Source organism: Emticicia sp. (assembly GCF_049241225.1).
Lineage (GTDB): Bacteria > Bacteroidota > Bacteroidia > Cytophagales > Spirosomataceae > Emticicia.
In genome coordinates, this window is sequence record NZ_JBMLRC010000335.1 from 1 (window position 1) to 2,053 (window position 2,053).

The 2,053-nt window shown below is 37.7% G+C and carries 2 protein-coding genes; both read right to left on the minus strand.

All coding sequences use genetic code 11. The features are described from left to right. Positions 1-488 (minus strand): MerR family transcriptional regulator (locus tag ACOVO2_RS17910; protein WP_421771296.1); only part of this gene is annotated, 488 nt, incomplete at its 3' end. Positions 489-795: 307 nt separating this feature from the next. Next, positions 796-1,812 (minus strand): pyruvate dehydrogenase (acetyl-transferring) E1 component subunit alpha, encoded by a 1,017-nt coding sequence (pdhA, locus tag ACOVO2_RS17915; protein WP_421771297.1) that lies wholly within the window; start codon positions 1,810-1,812, stop codon positions 796-798. Positions 1,813-2,053 lie beyond the last annotated feature (241 nt).

Genomic DNA, 2,053 nt, shown 5'->3' on the forward strand with positions numbered 1-2,053 from the left:
GCAACGATGATTTTTTGTCGAATCAAATTGGTGATGAAATGCTCCTGTGCTGGGCCAATTGAGCCTGTTACCCAAAGCGTACCAATTCTACTCAAGAACGGATAGATAATATTTATCATCGTATTCTCGAAGCCAAACTGAAGAATATTGGTTGACATGATTTTCTCGAAGCGTTCTTCGTCAATGTCAATCATTGCAATCGTGAGGGCATGAATCTGGTCGGGATAATTGAGCTGTTTATCAGAAATGGCCAAAACCTCTTTTGATAATTCCTCTAAACTCAACTTCGCAATCTCTGAGATTTTGTAATCGTGGTCTTTGAGTAACGCAATGTTCAGAACCAGTTTCAAATCATTATCATCATAAGTACGGATATTGGTATCTGTTCTTTTGGGATTGATAATGTTGTATCGCTGTTCCCAAATCCGCAAGGTATGGGCCTTGATACCAGATAGTTGTTCTAAATCTTTAATCGAATAATTACTCATTTCTTTACTTTATTGAAAAGTTAGTTTAGCTCCACATTCAAAATTCTGTACAATGTTTTCTCAGATTCGAGATATACAAAGCACTTTCGGGCTTTTCAGATATAAATCAAAGTATAAGGATAACCGAATGTTTGTGTTTATGTTTTAGAAAAAGTGTTTTTTTTTCAAAATTATGATAAATATCTTATTTTCAGGCAATTATAATGAAACATTTGGCATTTACTTATAAAAAAAGCCAGTTTTGAACATTCAAAACTGGCTTTTTTATTTATATAGCTATCGTCTATCGACCGTCGTCTGTTGACTATTACTCTCTCAAGAAAGGATATTCTGTATCAACGTAAACATCTTCAAACGCTTCTTCTGGCTGAGGGAATGGTGATTCTTCGGCAAACTTCACCGACTCTTCAACAATCGCTTTTACCTTTGCATCAACTTCTTCTAATTCTGCTTCGGTAGCCACACCGTTTTTTAGGATACGGTCTTTAACCATTTCGAGTGGGTCACGGCTTTTCCATTCTTCAACTTCTTCTTTCGTACGGTATTTCTGTGGGTCAGACATTGAGTGTCCACGGAAACGATAGGTTTTAAACTCTAAGAAAGTTGGGCCTTCGCCCGCTCTTGCACGGTCAGCTGCACGCTTAACGGCCTCGTGTACCATTTCTACATCCATGGCATCAACTGGCTCAGATGGCATATCATAAGCTTCTCCGATTGTGTAAAGCTCACGTACGTTTGAAGTACGCTCAACCGAAGTACCCATAGCATAACCGTTGTTTTCTACCACAAAAATAACTGGCAATTTCCATGTCATGGCCATATTGAATGCTTCGTGTAATGCACCTTGACGCACTGCACCATCACCAAAATAGCATATACATAGGTTTTGAGTACCTTTATATTTTTCAGCAAACGCAATACCCGCACCCAAAGGAATTTGAGCACCAACGATACCGTGTCCACCAATAAAATTAACATCTTTATCAAAAATGTGCATAGAGCCACCTTTTCCTTTGGTTGTACCCGTAACTTTTCCGTAAAGTTCGGCCATGATACGCTTAGGGTCGGTGCCGAGTGCCAACGGGTGTCCGTGGTCACGGTAAGCTGTAATCCATTTATCATCTTTAGTTAATGCCGAAACCGCTCCCGAAGAACAAGCCTCTTGTCCGATATACAAGTGACAAAATCCACGAATTTTTTGCTGCCCATATAATTGCCCTGCTTTTTCCTCAAATTTTCTCTGAAGGTACATTGATTCGTACCAATACATATAAGTTTCTTTACTGTATTTAACCTTTGGGGCTTTTTCTTTAGTAGATGCCATTTTGACTTCTTGAATCTTTTATGGTGAATGTAAATCGCTTAGAATTAGTGCAAATTTAGGAATAAAAACAATAGACTCAAAGAGTTCTGAGTTCTGAGTTCTGAATTCTGAGTGATTGATTTTTCTATTACAGAAAAAAATTATTAAATAGTTGAAAGTGGAGCAAATGAGTTTCACGAATAAATAGTTTTTTTTACCTTCTTTTTTGTAATATTGAGACATTTGCGGACGTTTTTACAGA

What these genes read in the sequence shown, in the direction of transcription:
- pdhA (WP_421771297.1), bottom strand. Translation starts at nt 1,812, where the DNA reads ATGGCATCTACTAAAGAAAAAGCCCCAAAGGTTAAATACAGTAAAGAA.